This is a genomic window from Brevibacillus borstelensis, from assembly GCF_037834415.1.
Lineage (GTDB): Bacteria > Bacillota > Bacilli > Brevibacillales > Brevibacillaceae > Brevibacillus > Brevibacillus borstelensis_A.
In genome coordinates this window covers 205,275-223,522 of the sequence record NZ_JAUMSJ010000004.1, presented here as the reverse complement: position 1 = coordinate 223,522, position 18,248 = coordinate 205,275, and the positions used below count along the sequence as shown (strand labels likewise).

Annotated in this window: 20 protein-coding genes; 17 read left to right on the top strand and 3 right to left on the bottom strand. The window is 51.6% G+C overall.

The window, feature by feature from the left end; translation table 11 throughout:
- The first annotated feature begins 68 nt into the window (after positions 1-68).
- From lysA to Q3F21_RS06515, 3 genes are all read left to right on the top strand, one after another.
- Positions 69-1,391: a diaminopimelate decarboxylase gene (gene lysA, locus Q3F21_RS06525; protein WP_340250679.1), complete on the top strand. Its 1,323-nt coding sequence runs from the start codon at positions 69-71 to the stop codon at positions 1,389-1,391.
- Positions 1,392-1,569: 178 nt separating this feature from the next.
- On the top strand, positions 1,570-2,061 hold the full coding sequence (locus Q3F21_RS06520) for a hypothetical protein (RefSeq protein WP_340250678.1): 492 nt from the start codon (positions 1,570-1,572) through the stop codon (positions 2,059-2,061).
- 127 nt (positions 2,062-2,188) lie between these two features.
- Entirely contained in the window at positions 2,189-2,626 is a 438-nt protein-coding gene (locus tag Q3F21_RS06515; protein WP_340250677.1) for a peptidylprolyl isomerase, read from the top strand.
- Positions 2,627-2,904: 278 nt separating this feature from the next.
- On the opposite strand, the gene Q3F21_RS06510 is transcribed toward Q3F21_RS06515, so the two are convergent.
- The gene (locus tag Q3F21_RS06510) at positions 2,905-4,158 is read right to left on the bottom strand and encodes a helix-turn-helix domain-containing protein (RefSeq protein WP_340250676.1); all 1,254 of its coding nucleotides are present in this window, start codon (positions 4,156-4,158) and stop codon (positions 2,905-2,907) included.
- A gap of 300 nt (positions 4,159-4,458) precedes the next feature.
- On the opposite strand from Q3F21_RS06510, the gene Q3F21_RS06505 reads away from it, so the two are divergent.
- The 10 genes from Q3F21_RS06505 (at position 4,459) to Q3F21_RS06460 (ending at position 11,632) form a co-directional block, all read left to right on the top strand.
- The gene (locus Q3F21_RS06505; RefSeq protein WP_340250675.1) at positions 4,459-5,274 is read left to right on the top strand and encodes a TrmB family transcriptional regulator; all 816 of its coding nucleotides are present in this window, start codon (positions 4,459-4,461) and stop codon (positions 5,272-5,274) included.
- Positions 5,275-5,339: 65 nt separating this feature from the next.
- Complete coding sequence (locus Q3F21_RS06500) at positions 5,340-6,071, top strand: alanyl-tRNA editing protein (RefSeq protein ID WP_340250674.1); 732 nt, start codon at positions 5,340-5,342, stop codon at positions 6,069-6,071.
- Entirely contained in the window at positions 6,071-6,799 is a 729-nt protein-coding gene (locus tag Q3F21_RS06495) for an AzlC family ABC transporter permease (protein WP_340250672.1), read from the top strand. Before Q3F21_RS06500 ends, Q3F21_RS06495 begins: the two co-directional genes overlap by 1 nt.
- Positions 6,796-7,119, top strand: a complete 324-nt coding sequence (locus Q3F21_RS06490; RefSeq protein ID WP_340250670.1) for an AzlD domain-containing protein — start codon at positions 6,796-6,798, stop codon at positions 7,117-7,119. Before Q3F21_RS06495 ends, Q3F21_RS06490 begins: the two co-directional genes overlap by 4 nt.
- Positions 7,120-7,210: 91 nt before the next feature.
- The gene (locus Q3F21_RS06485; RefSeq protein WP_340250669.1) at positions 7,211-7,885 is read left to right on the top strand and encodes a site-2 protease family protein; all 675 of its coding nucleotides are present in this window, start codon (positions 7,211-7,213) and stop codon (positions 7,883-7,885) included.
- Positions 7,886-7,906: 21 nt separating this feature from the next.
- The gene (locus Q3F21_RS06480) at positions 7,907-8,662 is read left to right on the top strand and encodes a segregation and condensation protein A (protein ID WP_340250668.1); all 756 of its coding nucleotides are present in this window, start codon (positions 7,907-7,909) and stop codon (positions 8,660-8,662) included.
- A 3-nt stretch (positions 8,663-8,665) separates the two neighbouring features.
- The gene (scpB, locus tag Q3F21_RS06475) at positions 8,666-9,250 is read left to right on the top strand and encodes an SMC-Scp complex subunit ScpB (protein WP_340250667.1); all 585 of its coding nucleotides are present in this window, start codon (positions 8,666-8,668) and stop codon (positions 9,248-9,250) included.
- A gap of 86 nt (positions 9,251-9,336) precedes the next feature.
- Positions 9,337-10,503, top strand: coding sequence for a D-alanyl-D-alanine carboxypeptidase family protein (locus tag Q3F21_RS06470; protein WP_340250666.1), 1,167 nt, complete (start codon positions 9,337-9,339; stop codon positions 10,501-10,503).
- Complete coding sequence (locus Q3F21_RS06465) at positions 10,496-11,086, top strand: nucleoside recognition domain-containing protein (RefSeq protein ID WP_340250665.1); 591 nt, start codon at positions 10,496-10,498, stop codon at positions 11,084-11,086. Before Q3F21_RS06470 ends, Q3F21_RS06465 begins: the two co-directional genes overlap by 8 nt.
- Positions 11,087-11,098: 12 nt before the next feature.
- Entirely contained in the window at positions 11,099-11,632 is a 534-nt protein-coding gene (locus tag Q3F21_RS06460; RefSeq protein WP_340250664.1) for a spore maturation protein, read from the top strand.
- 135 nt (positions 11,633-11,767) lie between these two features.
- Here Q3F21_RS06460 and Q3F21_RS06455 read toward each other — a convergent pair whose 3' ends face one another.
- Positions 11,768-12,217: a MarR family winged helix-turn-helix transcriptional regulator gene (locus Q3F21_RS06455; RefSeq protein WP_340250663.1), complete on the bottom strand. Its 450-nt coding sequence runs from the start codon at positions 12,215-12,217 to the stop codon at positions 11,768-11,770.
- A 140-nt stretch (positions 12,218-12,357) separates the two neighbouring features.
- Positions 12,358-13,725 (bottom strand): MATE family efflux transporter, encoded by a 1,368-nt coding sequence (locus Q3F21_RS06450; protein WP_340250662.1) that lies wholly within the window; start codon positions 13,723-13,725, stop codon positions 12,358-12,360.
- 167 nt (positions 13,726-13,892) lie between these two features.
- Between Q3F21_RS06450 and Q3F21_RS06445 the strand changes: the two genes are divergently transcribed.
- The 4 genes from Q3F21_RS06445 (at position 13,893) to ccsB (ending at position 18,221) form a co-directional block, all read left to right on the top strand.
- Complete coding sequence (locus tag Q3F21_RS06445; RefSeq protein ID WP_340250661.1) at positions 13,893-14,642, top strand: pseudouridine synthase; 750 nt, start codon at positions 13,893-13,895, stop codon at positions 14,640-14,642.
- A gap of 160 nt (positions 14,643-14,802) precedes the next feature.
- Entirely contained in the window at positions 14,803-15,330 is a 528-nt protein-coding gene (gene resA, locus Q3F21_RS06440; RefSeq protein ID WP_340250660.1) for a thiol-disulfide oxidoreductase ResA, read from the top strand.
- Between the two features lie 8 nt (positions 15,331-15,338).
- Entirely contained in the window at positions 15,339-16,967 is a 1,629-nt protein-coding gene (gene resB / locus Q3F21_RS06435) for a cytochrome c biogenesis protein ResB (RefSeq protein WP_340250659.1), read from the top strand.
- Positions 16,968-16,991: 24 nt separating this feature from the next.
- Entirely contained in the window at positions 16,992-18,221 is a 1,230-nt protein-coding gene (gene ccsB / locus Q3F21_RS06430) for a c-type cytochrome biogenesis protein CcsB (RefSeq protein ID WP_340250658.1), read from the top strand.
- Positions 18,222-18,248 lie beyond the last annotated feature (27 nt).

The following is an 18,248-nucleotide window of genomic DNA, read 5'->3' as shown; positions in this document are numbered from 1 at the left end:
GCCTTTCTGTATAGAGAAATGGCGCTACACACTCATTTATTCAGCAGCGTATTGGGGAGGATTTGGGGATGTATTTACACGGAACGAGTCGAGTCAATGAGAAGGGCCACCTGGAAATAGGAGGTTGCGACGTTACGGATTTGGCTGCTGAGTATGGAACGCCATTGTACGTGTATGACGAAGCGTTGATCCGCAGCAAGTGTAGAGCCTTTGTCGACGCATTTCGCGAATCGGGCTTCGCCTTTCAGGTAGCATACGCCAGCAAAGCTTTTTGTACGATGGCGATGTGCAAGCTGGTGGAAGAGGAGGGATTGTCCCTTGATGTCGTTTCGGGGGGAGAATTGTACACGGCCCTTCAGGCAGGCTTTCCTGTGGAGCGGATTCACTTTCACGGCAACAACAAGTCGCCGGAAGAGATTGTAATGGCTCTGGATGCCAGGATCGGCTGCTTTGTGGTCGACAACTTTTACGAGCTTTCGCTGCTGGCCGAGCTTGGCGAGGAAAGACAGGAAAAAGTGTCTGTGCTGCTGCGCGTGACTCCAGGTGTGGAAGCGCATACGCATGAGTACATCTCCACAGGGCAGCAGGATTCCAAATTCGGATTTGACGTAAAGAGCGGGCACGCTTTGGAAGCGATCCGCCAAGCTCACGAAAGCGAGTGGCTGCACCTGCTTGGCGTCCATAGCCATATCGGTTCCCAGATTTTTGAAACAGACGGATTTTTGATCGCCATCAAACGTTTGGCGGAATTGCTCGAAGAAGCACAGGAAAAGTTTGGCTTTGTTTCCCAGGTGCTGAACGTCGGCGGCGGGTTTGGCATTCGCTATGTGGAAGGCGATACCCCGCTTGCCCCGGGCGATTATGTAAAAGCGATCGCGGCAGCGGTGCGGGCAGAGCTGTCCGACCGTCAAATGCCTCTCCCTGAGCTGTGGATTGAACCGGGCCGAAGCATTATCGGCGATGCGGGAACCACTTTGTATCACATCGGGTCGCAAAAGGAAATTCCCCATGTCCGCAAGTATGTGGCAGTGAATGGCGGGATGACCGACAACCTGAGGCCCGCTCTCTACCAGGCGCAGTATGAAGCGGCGATCGCCAATCGGATGAACGAGCCCGATACCGAGACGGTCTCCATCGCGGGAAAATGCTGCGAAACCGGCGATATGCTCATCCGGGACGTTTCCTTGCCGAGGGCAAAAGCCGGTGACATACTCGCGGTCAGCAGCACAGGAGCATATGGCTACGCCATGTCCAACAATTACAATCGCATTCCGCGTCCGGCCGTTGTCTTCGTTCATGACGGCACTGCGGAACTGGTCGTGAAACGGGAAACATTTGCCGATATGGTAAGTCAGGACGTGCTCCCCAAAGGCTCGAAAGTGCTGCGCTAAATCTGAATCAGAACAGAACCTTCCCTCATCAACAGGGGAAGGTTTTTTCGCTAATGATCACCCAGGAAGTGGGTAAAGGCGCGACGGTTGTCCTGTTTTACGTAGACATTGTCAAATTGACGGACATAGAAAATCGTTATGGGGATTTGACCGCGAAAAGAGCGCTGCATATATTTGAGTGCACCTTGCCTGTGGTCTGCTTCCCGCCATCTACGTTTCGTTTCCCAAAGGTTCGCATGAGGAGGAATGCCGGCTGCTCTCGATCAGCTTTCAGGAGCAGGCCGAGGATCTGCGCGTCCATATCGGGTATGCGTCATTTCCCGGCCAAGACGTCGTAAAAGAGATGTACACATCTGTCAAGCATGCCGTCCATATGGCAAAATACGGAATTTCTTCTGAAAAGTACACATTTGTTACGCAGCATCACAGGCTGCTTCAAAATGAGGACATTCACACCCAGTTCATGCCGATCGTGGATCTGCGTGACGGCATGCCGCTTGGATGGGAGGCGCTTGCCCAGCAAGCCGCGTTGATGAAGAAAATGGCCAAAAGCATGCCGGGTACCGTATTTGTAGCCGACGAAGGTGGGCCGCACGGGCCGCATTTGCCTGGCGCAGTTCGGGAGTGCCGAGGCGGCTCCGGATGCATCCAACTGCTCCCCCGCCCGTGACAAGACGGGCAATCAGCAGGCCGCTGCACATGACCGTCTCACACCGCTGATCTACTGTTTTCCTTTTCTGTCCGATTCGCGTATAATCGTAGTCGTACATATTCGATACTGAAAGGGGTCCTTACATATGAGCAAGTATGCAACGATCGAATTGGAAAACGGGGGAACTGTGAAACTGGAGCTGTTCGAAAACGAAGCGCCCGGAACGGTAGCCAACTTTGAAAAATTGTCCAAAGAGGGCTTCTACAACGGACTGACGTTCCACCGAGTGGTCCCCGGCTTCGTTGCCCAAGGCGGCTGCCCGTATGGCACCGGTACTGGCGGACCAGGCTACACCATCAAATGCGAGACCCAAGGAAACCCGCACAAGCACGTTCGCGGCGCTCTGTCCATGGCGCATGCAGGCAAGGATACAGGCGGCAGCCAATTCTTCATCTGCTACGATGCTTTCCCGCATCTGGACGGCGTTCATACCGTTTTCGGACAGGTAGTGGAAGGCATGGAGCACGTGGACAAAATCAAGCAAGGCGACAAAATGAAGGAAGTTAAGGTATCGGAAGAATAGTCTTCCCTTTTTCCTGGATGTAACATGCAATATGTTTATGCCTTACTAATTAAATCGGACTACCTCAATGAGAAACTGCTTGAGAGGTAGTCCGATTTGCTTTGTAAAAGCCAGTGTCATAAAAAATCTAGCCTGATTACCATTCGGGATCTACAGACATTTTGACTGATGGAGTTTTAGTCGAAGTTTGCTCAATAACAGGGTATGAGGAGAAAAATCCTAAGAGTAAAACGGATAATAACAGGGCAAAGAACTTTTGCATATAATCACTCCTTTCTTTATTTACTATCATTGCATATATTTGAAATTTTTTCTATGATCTGAGATGAAATTCCTCTGTCATTCTCATCAATTGACCTCAATGCCAATCCAACACAATTCATCGTCTCTTTATGTTGACCTATTTGCTTAAAGATAGCTGCACTGTCCAATGTGTGATGAATTCCTTCTTCAAATTTTTCAATCGAGAAGTTATAAAAACCTTTCAGTTTATAATATTTTGCCAACTTCTCCAAGCGTCTGGGATTCTTAATGGGAGTGGAGGGGAGAAAGGAGGTCTCAGAAGCGATAAGCTCCCTTACTGTATCCGTATTTCCAACACGTAAGCAATCCTCTATGAGATCGACTACTATTGATATTCGACGTTCTTTATCAACCGAATTGAGCAGTTCTTTGTACAATTTGATAGATTTATCATACTGACCGTTCTTTGAATGGATCATCGCTTGTATATGATTCTGTTTAAAATCGGCAAATTGACTCTTTTTATACTCTTTCAGGTATACCTCAGCCAATATAGTGTCGTCTAAGTACAAATAAGCTCCTATGACCGCAGTTAAAGCTTCAGCCCTCAATGGATTGTCTGACTCGTCTCGCTCAAAAGCGTTTTTACAAAAGTGAATGCATTCATCGTATTTCTGAAGTGCATAAGCGTGTATGCCAATACGATAATGGAATTGGATATAATCGTGCGGGTGTAGGTGCTCGGAATAATGAGTTAACTCTATTCCTCGCTGGTATGTTTCTTCGAGGCAAGAAAAATCATCTCGCTCAAGTAAATATCGTTCTGATAGTGTTTTGGCAAGGTATAAAGGTATTCCATGACTTCTTGAATAGGTAATAATCGTTTCAAAGAGAAGTGATTTGATCTTTGTGTTATCTAACGTAATGGATCGCTGGAGAACGTAGTCAAGAGCTATAAAGGTATCGATTTTGGGGGATTCGAACAATGCTTTGGCACTCTTTTGGGCCAATGTCTCGTAATGGTTTTGGATGGATTCTTCTAATAGCAGCTTTAATGTTTCGGGATTGTCTGTCGTCTCAATGAAAGAAATGATGATAAAGGGATAGGGAATTTCTAATACACCGCATAGCTTCTTCCAAGTATGGAACGCTGGCTGTTTTGTTTCTCCTTTCTCGATTTTTGAGAGCACATCCTTTCTTACGCCTGATAACTCTGCCAATTGACTTAACGTAACATTTTCCTTCTGTCGATATTGATTAATAAAATCTCCTAGGGATAACAAAGTCATTTCCACACCACCTATCAATACCATTTACAAATCCAACTTACCATATATAGTAAATATTGTAAATATTTGTCGTCAATTTTTTTTAATCGATAAATTCGCTTTATTCCTGCTGCTCCGAATGTAAACTACACCCTCGCAAACTTATCGCGGTTCTTTTCATTTTTGTGACAGATCATTGTGATCAGGCAGTGCGACAACCCGGAATCGCCTATCATGCAACAAAAACCAGACCAAGGATTGACACATATTGACTGCATGTGATAAATAGTAGTTATAAATCAAACTACTAACGGGGTAAACATGGAAAAAATCTACAGAGAGCTGCAAAAACTGAACTTTTCCCTGTACGAGTGCAAAGCCTACGTAGGCTTGCTGCAAGGCTCGCCCGTTACCGGATACGAGCTAAGCAAGCGCACCGGAGTGCCTCGATCCATGATTTACGAGGTTCTCGGCAAGCTTTTGGACAGAGAGGCGGTACACATCGTTCCTTCCGATCCGGTCAAATACGCTCCGGTCCCGGCCAAGGAGATGATTGGCCGCCTGCGAAAAGGCATGGAAGAGACGCTCGATTACCTGGAGCAAGCCTTGGATTCCGTAGGGCATACGACGGAAATGGACGTGGTCTGGCATATTCGCGGTAAGCAGGCCGTGCTGAACGAGATGCTCGCGGTGATGGAGCGGAGCAAGCAGGAATGCTGGCTGTCGGTCTGGGAGCAGCAGTACGAGGCTTTGCTTCCTTGCGTTCAGGAGCTGCTCGAGCAGGGCATCTCGGTATACTCGATCCTGTTCGGCAGCGAGGATAAGCGCTTGGGGAGTACCTTCCACCACAACTACATGCCGCCCGAGGTGGTAGAGGAGCGGATGGGCGGAAGGCTCACGATCGCAGCACGGGACGGAGAAGAGGTGGTTATTGCCCACTTTTCCGAAAAGGGCTTGGCTTGGGCGGTCAAAACGACCGATCCGGCACTCGTACAGGTTGCTGTCGAATACATCAGGCACGACATCATGATCGAAGAATTGACAAGAGAGTTTGGGGCTGAAAGGCTGGAAAAGCTTTGGCGCAGCAATCGGATTTTGTCCGAGGTAGTGACCGGCAAGCGGTTCACCGAAGAGTGAACCGTTTTTTACCGGCAGATTATTAGTCGTTAGTATACTAACTTCATAAATAGGAGGAAGCAAAAATGACCAGGGCATTGTTTTTGGAGGACAGCTACAATCAGGAATGCGCTGTTTTGATCAAAGGGGTGGACGGAGAAAAAGTTATCATGGACCAGACCGTCTTTTACCCGACAGGCGGCGGCCAGGAATGCGATACGGGGGTATTGATTCAAAATGGCAGCGTCTATGAAGTCTATCAGGTCAAAAAGGAAGCGGGCCAAATCGTCCATTGCGTGAAAGGCGCCGAGACGCTGCGCGAAGGCGAGGCAGTCGCGAAGATCGACTGGCAGCGCCGGTACGGGCTCATGCGCCACCACACTCTTTTGCACGTGCTCGGAGCGGTTGTTTACGAAAATTACGGCGCGCTATGCACCGGGAACCAAATCTATCCCGAGCGCGCACGCATTGATTTCAACCAGCTGCAGGACTTGTCTCCGGACGAGGTGGAGGGGATCGTCCGAGAGGCGAACCGCATCATTGCCGAAGATCATCCGATCGCGTACCGGACGGTCAGCAGGGAGGAGGCCGAGGCGACTTCCGGCATGATTAAAACGATGATCAGCCTGCTGCCGCCCGCTGTCCGCGAGGTGCGTCTCGTGGCGATCGGCTCCATCGATGAACAGGCATGCGGAGGCACGCATGTAAAGCGGACGAGGGAAATCGGGTCTCTTGTTATTGACGATATAAAAAGCAAGGGAAAAAACAACAAGCGAATGGAAGTGCGGGCCGTCCTGCCAGCCGCGGTGGAAAGCTGATGAACAAGCAAAACCATATGGCCTCGTGGAAGCAGGGGATCCGGGATTCGGTTCCCATTGGCATGAGCTTTCTGGTCTTTGGCGGGATATTCGGAATGATGGCGCTGCAGGCAGGGATGTCCAGCGGAGAAAGCGTGCTGATGTCGTTCTTTGTCCACGCGGGCTCATCGCAATTTGCGGTTCTGCCCATGCTGGTGGAAGGAGCAGGCTTTTGGACCATGGTCATGGTCACCTTTTTCATGAATTCGAGGCATTTGCTGATGGCGATGTCTCTGGCCCCCTACTATTCCAGGCATAACCGGAGATTCGCCGATTTGATCGCCTTTTTCCTGTCTGACGAGCAGTATGCGATTACCTACAACCGGATTCGCCAGGCCGGTTTTGACAAAGCCTATATTCTTTCCGTCAGCATATTTCTCCACCTGTTCTGGGCACTCGGGACCTGGCTGGGGAGCTTGTTTGGGCAATTTCTGCCTGACCCGGAGCGGTTTGGACTTGAGTTCAGCTTTACCGCCATGTTTCTCGCGCTGACCGTCGGTCTCTTGACTTCGCCGATGCGAATCGCTGTCTTCGTTGGCTGCGGTGCGGTTGCCTGCCTTTTCAGCCTGGTGGCAGACAGTGGCCTGCACGTTCTTGGAGCGGGGCTGCTCGCGTTCGCGGTCGGATACATGCGGAAACCCGCAGCCGGAAGCAGGGAAACTGAGGAAAAGGAGAGGGTGGCTGGATGAACGGCGATGTGCGCATGCTATTGCTTATTTTGGCGATGGGTATCGTAACCTATATCTCGCGCAGGGCATTTCTCACCTTGCCGGCGTCTTTTTTCACGGCGCGGCTGAAAAACGGACTGGACATGATACCATTGGGTATTTTCGCAGCCTTGATCTTCCCCTCTCTTTTTGTCAAGGGAGGGGAGTGGACCATTAACCCGCTCTATGCGGCGGCAAGCGTGGTATGTGTGCTTGTGATGCTCCGCTGGCGAAATGTGTTTCTCGGTTTCGGGATCAGCTTGCTGCTCGTGCTCGTCGTCAAAGCTCTCGCTGCAGTTTAAGTGGTTCCGTCTCCTCCGCAAACAGACAGGCTTGTAAGCCCGGCGCTCTGCTGGTATGCTAGAAGATAGCCTTTTTACGGAGGAGAACGGAATGGACTTTGGAAATTTGTTTCACTTCGATTGGGAGACGGTGCCCTTTCGCCTGATCGCGTTTGTCATCGCTTTTACGCTGCATGAATGGGCACACGCCTTTGTCGCCTGGAAGCTGGGGGACGACACCGCCAAGCAGCTTGGGCGGCTTACAGTCAACCCGATTCCGCACATCGATCCGTTCGGATTGATCTTGATCTTGTTCGGTCCCTTTGGATGGGCCAAGCCTGTACCGTTTAATCCGTTAAACTTTCGCGGCAACAAGCGGCTGGGAATTGTCTATGTAGCTGCAGCAGGGCCATTGGTAAACTTTCTTTTGGCTATTTTTTTCATGGTCGTCTACGTCGTGGTGATGCAATCCGGCGTGCTGCTGGACATGGGCGACAAGCTAAGTCTGGCGATCAGATTGACGCTCGCCAACTGTGTCATCATCAATTGCGCGCTGTTTGTGTTTAACTTGCTGCCGATTCACCCGCTGGACGGGTCGAAGATCGTCCGGTTTCTTTCGCCGCGCCGATGGGACAGCTTTTTTTACAAGTGGGAGGTTTACGGTCCGTGGCTGTTGCTGCTGTTGATTTTCTTGCCAGCGATCAGGGGGCTGATCCTGGGTGCTCCTCTGCAATGGGCCCTTGCGAGCGTGGAAGAAATCGCCTTTTCAATCTTATCGCTGTTCTAGTCGAGAAACGAGGGAGAAGTCGTGTCATACAGCATCAAACTGGATTCCTTTGAAGGGCCGCTTGACCTCCTCTTGCATCTGATTGACAAGGCGGAAGTGGACATATACGACATTCCTATCGCGGAGATCACCGAACAGTACTTGGCAACGATCGACACGATGCAGGAGCTTCAGCTCGACGTGGCGAGCGAGTTTGTGGTAATGGCGGCGACGCTATTGTCGATCAAAAGCAAGATGCTCTTGCCGCGCAAGGAAGAACTCGTTTTCCAGCCTCATCTGGACATGGATATGGAAGAAATCGATCCTCGTGAAGAGCTCGTTCAGCGGCTATTGGAGTACAAGCGCTATAAACTGCTGGCGGAGAATTTGCGCGAGATGGAGGTCGGCCGCAACCAGGTATTTACCCGTCCGGCGGAGAATTTGGCTCCTTATGTTCGCGAAGAGGAGAACACCGTAAAAGACGTAACCTTGTACGATTTGCTGCATGCTCTGGAGAAGCTGGTCAAGCGGGTCACCCAGACAGACCCGGTGGCCAAAGTATCCCGTGATGAGATTTCGATCAAGGACAGAATGCAAGAAATCCGCCAGCTGCTGAAAGTCGGCGGCGGGATGGTGCGTTTCTTTCAGCTGTTTTCGGCGAACGCCACGCGAACGGAGATCGTCACGACTTTTCTCGCCTTGTTGGAGCTGATGAAGTCCAAGCACGTGACTTGCGTGCAGAGCAAGCTGTTTCACGACATCATGATCTGTGAACAATCGAAAGAAGGAGGCCTTTAGCTGATGGATTACGACAAGCTGAAAGGCGTCATTGAGGGGTTGCTTTTCATTTCGGGCGATGAAGGAATCGACGCCAAGCAAATTAGCGAAATCGTGGAAGTTCCTGAGGAGACGATTGTGGATCTGATCGAGGACATGAAGGCTGACTTTCGCCGCGCCGGACGTGGCATCCAGATCGTGGAGGTAGCCAGAGCGTATCAATTGACGACGCTGCCCGAGCATGTTCCCTACTTTGAACGGCTCGCTACTTCGCCCAGCCAGTCGACCCTGTCCCAGGCCGCTTTGGAGACGTTGGCGATCATCGCTTACAGACAGCCGATTACGCGCTCGGAAATCGAGGAAATTCGCGGGGTAAAATGCGAGAAAGCGCTGAATACGCTGCTTTCCAAGCAGTTGATCCGCGAAGCCGGTAGGGCGGAAGGCGTCGGCAGGCCCATCTTGTATGCCACGACCAAGGAATTTCTCGAACATTTCGGGCTGCGCGAACTGGCTGACTTGCCGGAACCGCCAGTCAGTCTGAACATCGAGGAAGCGAGAATGGAAGCCGCCGCTCTCTTTGGCAACCCGGAAGAACCTGCAAACGACTAGCCGCCACTACGGCAGATTCGGTACTAACGAATGACTCGTCCCCATATACTGGTACAAACACTGGTAACGCAAATGGGGAGGACGTTATGAACGTACGGAAAAATCTGTCCGGCGCGCTCGTCGTTTTTCTTTTTTTCCTGCTGTGGATCCCGAATGAAGCAAACGGGAAAGCCGCTTCCGCAGCGCCTGCCATTTCCGCGGAAGCGGCAGCCTTGATTGATGTAGCGAGCGGCCGTATTCTGTTTTCCAAAAACGGTTCGAAAAAAATGAGGATTGCCAGTCTGACGAAGACGATGACCGCCATCGTGGCTATTGAGCAAGGCCGGATGGAAGATATCGTTACCGTGCCAAAGGAAGCTGTCGGTGTGGAGGGCTCCTCCATTTATTTAAAGAATGGCGAGAAGCTCACTTTGGAGGAACTGCTGTACGGCTTGATGCTGCGCTCCGGAAATGACGCTGCCGTCACCATCGCGCACCATGTAGGGGGTTCTGTGCAAGGCTTTGTCTATCTGATGAATGAGAAGGCAGCGATGATCGGAATGAGCCATACCAATTTCACCAATCCACACGGTCTGGATGACAGCAACATGCATTACTCTACGGCGGAAGACATGGCAAAGCTCTCCGCCTATGCGTTGAAAAATCCGCTCTTCCGCCAGATTGTTTCCACGAAGGTGAAAAACATCTCATGGGAGGGAGAAGAGTACGACCGCCGGTTGCAGAACAAAAACAAACTCCTCCATTTATACCAGGGAGCCGACGGAGTGAAGACCGGGTATACAAAGCTGGCGAAAAGATGCCTCGCATCCTCCGCGACCAGAGACGGCAGGCAGCTGGCGACGATTACGCTGAATGCGCCTGATGACTGGAATGACTCGATGGCGTTGATGGATTGGGGCTTTCAGCAGTTTTCCAATGTCACTTTGGTCGGAAAGGGAGAGGTGATCGAAACAGCGCTGTCTGCCAAGGGGGAGGTAATCAGGCTGTCGGCGGTAAACGAGTGGGTCTATCCGCTGCGCAAAGAAGAGACCGGACAGATTCGGAAAGAGATCATGCTGACAGAGAAAAAAGTCAACCCAAAGCTTGCGGGGAGTCACGTCGGCTTTCTGCAAATATTCATCGGCGACAGTCTGATCGGGCGCGTGCCGCTCACCGTTCTGGGAGAAGCCGCGACAATGGCAAAGAGCAAGCAGCATGTGACCTTCTGGGAGCGGCTGTGGGAGATCATGGCAGGGGGGATGTGGAGTGCTTAACTTCATCTGGCTTGCCCTGATCGTGATCAGTATTGTCGTAGGAGCGCTAAACGGTCGTATCGAGGCGGTGAACCAGGCTGCCTTTGAGGGGGCCAAGACAGGTGTGACGGTTTGCTTTGGTCTGTTGAGCATTCTTGCTTTTTGGATGGGAATGATGCGGGTTGCCGAAAAGGCCGGTCTGTTGGAAGGGCTGGCCAGGCTGCTCTCGCCCATCATCGGCCGCCTGTTTCCCGACGTACCGAAAGGCCATCCGGCGCTCGGGTATATTCTCTCCAATATGAGCGCCAATTTGCTGGGCTTGGGAAACGCCGCTACACCGATGGGGCTGAAGGCCATGGAAGAGCTGCAGAAGCTGAATCCAGACAAGCAAAAGGCCACTCCGGCGATGTGCACGCTCCTTGCGATAAATACGGCCAGTATCACGCTGATCCCCACGACGATGATTGCCATTCGCATACAATACGGTTCGGCGAATCCTGTGGAAATCGTCGGTACGACGCTGCTCGCTTCGTTTGGCGCAACGCTTGTCGCTCTCGCTCTTGACCGCCTGTACCGCCACCGATACAAGCGCAAAACAAGATAAGGGGGCTCCACCATGTACCAATGGATTTCCATGATCTCACTGTGGGCCATCCCGGTCATGATCGCCTTTATTCTCGTTTTGGGCTGGAGCAGGAGCGTTCCCGTATATGAGACATTTGTAGAAGGGGCAAAGGGAGGGCTTACCACTACGATCCGGATATTGCCCCACCTGGTTGCGATGATGGTGGCGGTCACGATGTTTCGCCAGTCGGGCGCTCTTGAATGGCTGCTCTCGCTTCTCGCGCCGCTGCTGCACATCCTTCACATCCCGGAAGAAATCGTCCCGCTCGCCTTGCTTCGTCCCATAACCGGGACGGGTTCGCTTGCCGTCGCTACAGATATGATTGCGCAATACGGCCCGGACTCTTTTCTGGGCAGATTAGCCGCGACTATGCAAGGCAGTACAGATACGACCCTTTATGTTTTGACGGTCTATTTTGGAGCGGTGGGGATTCGAAATTCGGCTTACGCTCTCCGGGTCGGCCTGTGGTCCGACCTAGCCGGGGTCATTTTTTCTTTGATCATCGTATCCTACGTGTTTGGGTAAAAGGCTGGTGGGATCGGTGGTTGGTTCAGTCAGTCGCCCTTTTTAGATCGAAAAAAGGAAAGCCAAACACTCTAGCGGAATATAGAGCGTTTGGCTTTGTGCGCGAAAGCGATCAGTGGCGGGCGAAAAAACGAATCAGCTGCGCTGATTGACTGCTTTTGCGATATCGACAAGCTTTTTCATCGTCCGTACCACCTGTCGAAGCTCGTCGAGATCGACCTTTGAATAATAGCTGTTGATGAGTCGGTTATCGATAGACTCCAGCACCTTTTTATATTGCTCTCCCTCCTGGGTCAGCTTGAGAAAAAACTCGCGCTTGTTGGCGGGATTGGGCTCGCGGTAGATGAGCTGACGGCTTTCCAGCTTGGAAATGACCTGGCTGACAGCGCTTTTGGAGATGTTGAAGCTGTTTGCCAGTTCATTGGACGTAATCGACTCCCTTTGAATGATTTGGAGCATGATTATCTCTTGCTGGGTAGTCAGCTTGTACTGATCCAGCTCTTTGGTATCGTTCAAAATCAATGCGTTGAACTCGTCCATCATCTTGTGCAATTCCGCTGTTACCTGCTGATAGTGCTCGAACATCCGCAACACTCCTGAAAAAGTAGAATGAACGGCATGAATAAGGAATATGAACCATCCTTCTTATTGTAACGGCACGGTCATGAATCGTACAGCTGTTCCAAAGAAACGACGCTGGACCGAAGACAGTGCGATGCTCCGCTTTACTGATCGGGGGTCGTGCCCGCAGCGACGTTGGGAACGGCCGGCACTGGCAGCTGCAGCCGGTTCATGCAAGCAACAGCGAGAGCGGTAACTCCCTGGACGACAGGGTAGACAAGCCAGATGCCGATGACTCCGAACCATTTTGGCAAAATCCACAGGAAGGGAGGAACGAGAAGCAATCCCTGGCTGGCTATGATCAGCAGCGATTTTTTGATTTGCCCGACAGACTGGAAATACTCGGCGTAAACCAGGTTGTAACCGAGAAAGAGGTACGCCAGAAAGAACAGGCCCATCCCTTCGACGGTAAGGGTAAACAGCTCTTTAGACTGGACATCGAACATGTGGACAAGCGGGCCGGCAAAAACAAATCCGCAGCAGACAGCGAAAAGACCGGCGACCAAAGCTGTCCGCACGCTCAGCTTCAGGCTCTTTTGCAGGCGCCCGAACAGCCCCGCTCCATAATGGAAGCTGGAGATTGGCTGCAGGGCGGCGCCAATGCCGAGGAACAAAAGAACCATGACAGCGTGGATATAATTGACGATCGCATAGGAAGCGACACCCGTTTCGCCAAGCAGGTTCATGAAGGCAATGTTAAATCCGATGGTTACAACTGCCGTCGACACCTCCGCGACAAAGCTGGGAAACCCGATGCTCAAAATATCGATCAAGATTTTCGGCTGCGGGCGGAAGGAGATGACGCGGAGCGTACTGTTCTTTTTGAGAAAATGGGTCAGCAAGACGAGAAAACCAACAGCTGCAGACAGGACAGTGGCGGCTGCGGCCCCTTTTACACCCATGCCCCAGATGAAAATAAAGACGTAGTTGAATACAACATTCAGGACGGCTGTCACGATCAGGGAAGCCATCGAAAGGGTCGGGTTGCCGTCATTGCGCACAAAGACACTCAGTATATTTTCCATGACGTACACAAAGCCGAATGCAAGGAGCACAGTCAAGTAATCCTGGACATAGGGAAGGATTACTTCATTGGCTCCGAAAAGATAGGCGATCTCATCGAGCTTCCACAGACAAAGCGCGGTAATGGCAGCTACGAGCAGAACAGCAAGTGTGATGGCATGGGAAAAAATCGTTCGCGCGTGTCTGGTCTCATCTTGTCCCAACGCTATCGAATACATCGTAGCTCCGCCAATCCCGATCCAGAGGGAAATGGAAAGAAAGATGGAGAAGGCGGGAACCGCGATGTTGACTCCGGCCAAACCGTCAGGCCCTACGCCGTGACCAACGAAAATGCCGTCGACGACGATATTGACCGACATCAGCAGCATGCCGAGGACGGAGGGGATCAAATACGAAATGAAGAGCTTTCTGATAGGTGTTTCTCTTAGTTTTACGCTAGTTTCTGTCATAATGATGTAGCTCCTGTGCAAATTAGTTAAGTTAACTTAACTAAACTATAGTCTGTTTTCCCGCGCTTGTCAACCAGTTGAAAGAAACTGCCGGCAAGCAGGGAGATTTTCCGATGTTCTTGTCCACAATGGTAAGAATGGGTATGATGTTGTAGAGGTGATTCGACATGGAACGTCTACAGAAGGTGCTGGCTAATGCAGGAGTTGCCTCTCGTCGACATTGCGAGGAGCTGATCGTCCAGGGAAGAGTGCAGGTGAACGGTCAGGTAGTGAAAGAGCTGGGGACACGCGTTGATCCGGACAGAGACAAGATCAAGGTCGATGGAAAGCTGGTGCATCTGGAGAGAAAAATATACGTCCTGCTGTATAAGCCCACCGGCTATATCACCAGTGTCTCAGACCCCCAGGGAAGACGGGTCGTTGTCGATTTGCTAAAGGGGATCAAGGAGCGCGTCTACCCTGTCGGTCGTCTCGATTACGACACGTCCGGTCTGCTGCTCTTGACGAACGATGGGGAAATGGCCCATATGCTCACCCACCCCTCCTACGAGATGGACAAAGTGTACAGAGCATGGGTAAAAGGGGTTCCGACCAAAGAAAAAGTGAGCCAGCTGGAGAGCGGCATCAGACTGGAGGACGGAATGACGGCACCGGCACAGGCGAAGCTGCTGAAAACAACGCCGGCCCGTGACCGTTCCCTGCTGGAGCTGACTATCCGCGAAGGGCGAAATCGCCAGGTTCGACGGATGTGCGAGGCGATAGGCCATCCGGTATTGAAGCTGGAACGCGTCCAGTTGGGTTTTTTAACGCTGGAAGGGTTGCAGCCGGGGCAATACCGCCCGCTTACCTCGGCTGAGGTAGAGAAAATAAAGAGCGGACTTTCAGCTGATCCAAAGAGAAGGAAGCGGCATCGTTAAGCCGTTTTTTCAGACGTTCAAAATCTGTTCATATGTTGTAGGCTGTCTGAAAAAAAAGCAAGGCTATAATAGAAGGGAAATATGGGTAACATAGAGAGTTGCACACAGCCATGCCGTAAATCCGGTTACCCAAAAGATGCAAGATGGGAGCTAGGGCAGAATGGACAAAAAGAACCGTACATACATCAGGGTGGCGATCCTGGGTGTTTTGCTGGCGGCGCTCGTCTTTGCCGTCTATACCAGTTTCGTCAAGGACCCCAACGCGGTCAAAGTGGGGAGAGAAGCACCCAATTTCAGCCTGGAGCAGTTGAACGGCTCGGCTGTCACCTTGTCGGATTATAGAGGAAAAGGCGTCATCCTCAACTTCTGGGGCACCTGGTGCGAGCCTTGCAAAAAAGAAATGCCGGACCTTCAGCGGCAGTATGAAGCATACAAGGACAAGGGATTGGTCGTCCTCGGGGTGAATATCGGCGAATCCCCCGTTACCGTTGAGCCATTTACCAAACAATTCGGGATTACGTTTCCGATCCTGATGGATAAGCAATCAGAGATTACCAAGCTGTACCGGATTGTTCCGATTCCCAGCACATTTTTCATCGATCCGGATGGAAAAGTGAAGGAAATCTTTTTAGGGCCGCTCAATGAAGACATGATTACAGAAAAAGTGGCAAAAATCTTGCCTAAGTGAGGAGCAATATGGATCAGATAAAATGCAAATGCGGTCACGCCAATCCGGTCGGAACCATGCTCTGCGAGTCGTGCGGCAGACCGCTGGAATTGGAGATCAAAGGAGAAGCATCGTTCCCGGACATGCGCTATGAAGGGATGGCTCGCCGTTCACAGACGTATTCCCGGACAATCATTGACCGTATCTGGAACTACTTCTCCTCGGTAAAGGTAGCCATCGGTATTATCGTCATTCTTTTGGTCGCCTCGGCAATTGGAACCGTTTTCCCGCAACAGCAGTATATTCCTGTCCCTGCTCCGACAGAGCCTGACGTTGCCAGATTTTACACGGACACGTACGGAAAGCTGGGCACGATCTACTACACACTGGGCTTTCACAATATGTATTCTTCCTGGTGGTTCGTCACGCTTTTGGTAGCGCTTGGGACATCGCTTGTGATCTGCAGCCTGGACAGGGTTGTTCCCTTGTACAAGGCGCTAAGCAAGCCGCGCGTCAATCAGCACAAGTCGTTTTTAAAGGGACAAAAGTTTTACGGAGAAGCAGAATTATCCCCGGAAACCGATACGGCCGCATTGGTGGAAGCAGCTTCGGCAGCGCTGCGGAAAAGGGGATACCGGATTTTCCGCAACGATCAAGCGATGATGGCGGAGAAGGGCCGGTTCAGCCGTTGGGGCCCGTACATCAACCACATCGGTCTGATTATCTTTTTGCTGGGCGTGTTGCTTCGGAATGTCCCGGGCTTCTATCTGGACGAATTCGTTTGGGTGCGGGAGGGGCAGACCGTAGCCATACCGGACACGCCATACTACGTCAAAAACGTGCAATACCACACGGAGTACTGGAAAGAGGAGGAGATGGCTCAGGAGCTTGATCTCAAGGGCGGGGCTATCGTAAAAAGCTATCAGACAGACGCCATCCTCTACCTCAACAAAAATGCCGATCTTCCGGGATCCACACCGGATCTGGTCGAGATCAAAAGCGGACCGATTGTCGTCAACCATCCGATGGAGCATGAAGGACTCGCCCTCTATCAAACCGGTGTTCAGGAGATGCAGCTGGGAGCCTTGAATTTTGTTCTGGTGGACAAAAAGGCTGGCAACAAGGAAGTCGGGCCGATCAAGCTGGATCTTTACAATGTATCGGCTGAGCAGCAGGTGGCGGAAGGCGTCAAGGTTCGTGTCCTGGACTATTTCCCTGACTTTGTGATGGGCAAGGACGGAAAACCGGCGACCCAGACCAACCTGCCGAAAAACCCGATGTTTGCCCTCGAAGTCGTTTCGGAGGAGGACAACACGTCAGAAAAGCTGGTCTATCTAAGCGGATCGGTGATTACGGGAAAGGAAGACTCCCGCTATACACTTGATTTCAAAATGCCGGATCTGATCGACATCAGCGGCTTGATGGTTCGCAAGGATAAAGCTGTTCCGCTCATTTATTTCGGCTCCTTTATCTTCATGGTCGGCGTGGCGATGGGCTTCTTTTGGCAGCACCGACGCATCTGGCTCCAGTTCCACGGCACCAGAGTCATGTTGGCCGGACATACCAACAAGAACTGGTACGGTTTGAAACAGGAAGCGGGATCGATGATCGAACAAGTCAAACTGCCGATCACAATCGAAGATAAATCAAAAGCGTAAACAGCTTTGAGGAGGGTTTTAGACGTGCAGCTTGTACAATTAAGTGATTGGTTGCTGGATATTGCTTTCGTGCTGTACGTGTTGGCGTCCATTGTTTTTGTCGTGGCCATGACGGGGAAAAATTGGGCGGGACGCGATCCCAAGCAGCATGAATTAAAATACGGCCGGATCGCCTATTGGCTGGCGCTCATCGGCTTTATCGCACAGACGGGTTACGTCGTTTTCCGCTGGGTTGCGGGGGGACACAGCCCGACCAGCAACATGTTTGAATTTATGGCCTTCCTGGACTACTGTATTATCCTTGCGTATCTGATTATTTACCGCATTTACAAGCTTACCGTGATCGGCGCGTTCGTCCTGCCGCTCGGTGTGATCATGCTGGCCTATTCCTACGTTTTCCCGAAGGAAATCACACCCTTGATTCCTGCCTTGCAAAGCTATTGGCTTCACATCCACGTAACGACGGCAGCTTTGGGAGAAGGCATCCTCGCCGTCGGCTTTGCCGCGGGCTTGATGTATCTCGTGCGCACGGTACCGCAAGATGTCGCGACCAAGAGCACGTACTGGCTTGAAATCGTTTTGGCGGTCGTCATGATGCTGGCTGGGTTTATCGGAATGGAATCTACGTTTTCCCGCCTGGATCACAAAACAGTATTCGAATTGTCAAAAGAACAATTGAATTTTCAGGGTGAAATGGAGAAAATGAAGGTAGAGTACACGCTGCCTGCAATCGTCGCTCCGGAAGGGTCGAAGATCGTCCAGGCAGGTCCCATGGCACCGCTGTTTACCGCTCCAAGCTGGATGGAAGGAAAGGACGCGGCGCGAAAGCTCAATACGATGATTTGGTCCGTGATCTCCGGTTTAGTCTTGTACGGGGCACTTCGCTTGATCCTGCGCAAACGGTTGGGCGCAGCGATGCAGCCGGCCGTGAAAGACATCGACCCTGAGCTGATCGATGAAATCAGCTACCGTGCGATCAGTATCGGATATCCCGTCTTTACGCTGGGGGCCCTGATTTTCGCGATGATCTGGGCTGAAGAAGCGTGGGGCCGTTTCTGGGGCTGGGACCCCAAAGAAGTGTGGGCCCTGATCGTATGGCTGTTCTACAGCGCATACCTGCATCTGCGCTTGTCGCGGGGATGGATCGGCGCCAAGTCCGCATGGATGTCCGTCATCGGATTCGTCATCATTTTGATAACGCTTGTCGTGGTCAACCTGGTTATTGCCGGACTGCACTCTTACGCTGGCGTGTAAAGAAAATCAGAAGTCTGAAAAGCTGGT

What these genes read in the sequence shown, in the direction of transcription:
- resB (WP_340250659.1), top strand. Translation starts at nt 15,339, where the DNA reads ATGGATCAGATAAAATGCAAATGCGGTCACGCCAATCCGGTCGGAACC.
- Q3F21_RS06500 (WP_340250674.1), top strand. Translation starts at nt 5,340, where the DNA reads ATGACCAGGGCATTGTTTTTGGAGGACAGCTACAATCAGGAATGCGCT.
- resA (WP_340250660.1), top strand. Translation starts at nt 14,803, where the DNA reads ATGGACAAAAAGAACCGTACATACATCAGGGTGGCGATCCTGGGTGTT.
- lysA (WP_340250679.1), top strand. Translation starts at nt 69, where the DNA reads ATGTATTTACACGGAACGAGTCGAGTCAATGAGAAGGGCCACCTGGAA.
- Q3F21_RS06450 (WP_340250662.1), bottom strand. Translation starts at nt 13,725, where the DNA reads ATGACAGAAACTAGCGTAAAACTAAGAGAAACACCTATCAGAAAGCTC.
- Q3F21_RS06495 (WP_340250672.1), top strand. Translation starts at nt 6,071, where the DNA reads ATGAACAAGCAAAACCATATGGCCTCGTGGAAGCAGGGGATCCGGGAT.
- scpB (WP_340250667.1), top strand. Translation starts at nt 8,666, where the DNA reads ATGGATTACGACAAGCTGAAAGGCGTCATTGAGGGGTTGCTTTTCATT.
- Q3F21_RS06445 (WP_340250661.1), top strand. Translation starts at nt 13,893, where the DNA reads ATGGAACGTCTACAGAAGGTGCTGGCTAATGCAGGAGTTGCCTCTCGT.
- Q3F21_RS06455 (WP_340250663.1), bottom strand. Translation starts at nt 12,217, where the DNA reads ATGTTCGAGCACTATCAGCAGGTAACAGCGGAATTGCACAAGATGATG.
- Q3F21_RS06510 (WP_340250676.1), bottom strand. Translation starts at nt 4,158, where the DNA reads ATGACTTTGTTATCCCTAGGAGATTTTATTAATCAATATCGACAGAAG.
- Q3F21_RS06490 (WP_340250670.1), top strand. Translation starts at nt 6,796, where the DNA reads ATGAACGGCGATGTGCGCATGCTATTGCTTATTTTGGCGATGGGTATC.
- Q3F21_RS06470 (WP_340250666.1), top strand. Translation starts at nt 9,337, where the DNA reads ATGAACGTACGGAAAAATCTGTCCGGCGCGCTCGTCGTTTTTCTTTTT.
- Q3F21_RS06515 (WP_340250677.1), top strand. Translation starts at nt 2,189, where the DNA reads ATGAGCAAGTATGCAACGATCGAATTGGAAAACGGGGGAACTGTGAAA.
- Q3F21_RS06505 (WP_340250675.1), top strand. Translation starts at nt 4,459, where the DNA reads ATGGAAAAAATCTACAGAGAGCTGCAAAAACTGAACTTTTCCCTGTAC.
- Q3F21_RS06460 (WP_340250664.1), top strand. Translation starts at nt 11,099, where the DNA reads ATGTACCAATGGATTTCCATGATCTCACTGTGGGCCATCCCGGTCATG.
- Q3F21_RS06485 (WP_340250669.1), top strand. Translation starts at nt 7,211, where the DNA reads ATGGACTTTGGAAATTTGTTTCACTTCGATTGGGAGACGGTGCCCTTT.